The organism is Chryseobacterium salviniae (genome assembly GCF_035819015.1).
Taxonomy (GTDB): domain Bacteria; phylum Bacteroidota; class Bacteroidia; order Flavobacteriales; family Weeksellaceae; genus Chryseobacterium; species Chryseobacterium salviniae.
The window spans coordinates 1-1,693 of sequence record NZ_JAYLAA010000045.1 but is presented as its reverse complement, the minus strand read 5'-3'; the positions used below and the strand labels follow the sequence as shown (position 1 = coordinate 1,693).

The following is a 1,693-nucleotide window of genomic DNA, read 5'->3' as shown; positions in this document are numbered from 1 at the left end:
TATTTTTTCACCAATAAAATAAAGGGGATTATCATTTTCTTGTGAAAAGACATTATTAAAAATAAAGAATAAGATAAAATAATACGTTTTCATAATTACTGCTTGGTAAGTATCATCTCCATCGGGAAAGTACTCCCCCCTTGCGGATCATTAGGGGGATTTCTTACTCCTGTATGTTTATTGATTGTGATAACGTGTTGTCTTTCATACATATTCATCTTGATTTGGGTAGGAGTGAGACTTTCCAGAATCACTTCAAAACTTTTGTATTTTTTGTAGTCTTCAAAACGGATAGATGATATTTGAGAGTAGCAATCTAAGGTAAACTGAACTTTTACACCATAATCTTTAGATAAATCATCAGAAGAAGTATCGGCTATTATTATTCCGTTTTCCTTATATTGATAATAACCCACCAATCTGTCTTGATAATAATTATCGTTTCCAGATTGATTGAAATGYTGTTTTASTTGTTTTATTAGTGTCAAAATAAATTCTCTGTTTCCACTAGTCCATTTCCATGTCCCTGTGTATTTATTCATAATATTATTAATATCTTTTTCATAATAATCTCCTGAACTACGATCGAAATTAGAATCACAGTCTGTGGAATTTATGATATGATTTTGTGCTTTACATTGCACAGACAAAAATATAATCGTTGATAATAAAAATATTTTTTTCATAAGTATTGATTTAAAAAATTAAGGTTGAGGGCACGGTATCTTTTGTATAGTTCCGTCTGGATTTTGCAATAGCTTTTTCCATTGGTTTCCTTCATATTGATATAAAAATATTGAATTCCCATTACCAAAATCTTTAGTATTAAGGACTTTCATCAGCATTTTTTCCGACATATCTGCGGTATAATTCTGTTTAGTATTCAAGCCTCCATCTTTTCTATAAATTTCTCTAACTTTGTCCTCTGCTAGTGCTTTTCCTTCTTTAGTGTTCAAATCCATTCCATCAAACAATACATCTAATGCTGTAATATCCTGCATTCTTAGTGCATAAGATGTACCATTAAAACAAACTAAAAACATAGAAAATTCATTTTTACGAAAAGGAACTAAATTCTTATAATGGTCATAAAAAGTAACCAAATCCGGATAGGAGAAAATAGGAATTCCACCTGGAGGATGATTATGTAAGCCAGCTACATCATAATTACTTTGCATATTATAATTCCTCTTTGTACCATCCGCCTGAAAATTGGCTTGGCTCTGGGTTATAGAATATGATATTTTTCCCTTATATTTTTCTACAATTACACTGGTTTCATGCAAATCGGGATTTGGCTTCGTAACTCTGTTCTTAATACTATCCATTTTGTGTTTAAATGCTGCATCATCTGTTTTTTCTTTCAGTCTTTCACAATCTGTTTTCTGATCTTCTGTTTCAATAGATCCCAGATTTGGCAGCGTAGGGGTACCTCCGAGTTCTTCCTGCGCTCCTTCTACGGTATTGGGATCTGTAGGGTTGGTTTGTGATCCTGAACTATTACCACCATCCACTGGCTCTCCTCCGCCTGTCGGTGCAGTAGGAGAAGACGGAGTGGGAACCCACCCGCCGGTAGGAGCGCCCGGTTCCGGAGGACAAACCAAAATCTCTATGGTATACATCTTAGGAAGGCCCGCTCCGGTACAGGTACAATTGCCCCAATCACCAATATTACCGTCCCCAACCTGCAAGC

Annotated in this window: 2 protein-coding genes; both read right to left on the bottom strand. The window is 34.9% G+C overall.

Annotated features, from left to right (window positions below; translation table 11 throughout):
* Positions 1 to 95: 95 nt before the first annotated feature.
* The gene (locus SOP96_RS14380) at positions 96 to 686 is read right to left on the bottom strand and encodes a DUF6705 family protein (protein ID WP_326321626.1); all 591 of its coding nucleotides are present in this window, start codon (positions 684 to 686) and stop codon (positions 96 to 98) included.
* Positions 687 to 704: 18 nt separating this feature from the next.
* Positions 705 to 1,693, bottom strand: a 989-nt coding sequence (locus SOP96_RS14375) for a hypothetical protein (RefSeq protein WP_326321625.1), incomplete at its 5' end; no start/stop codon positions are given.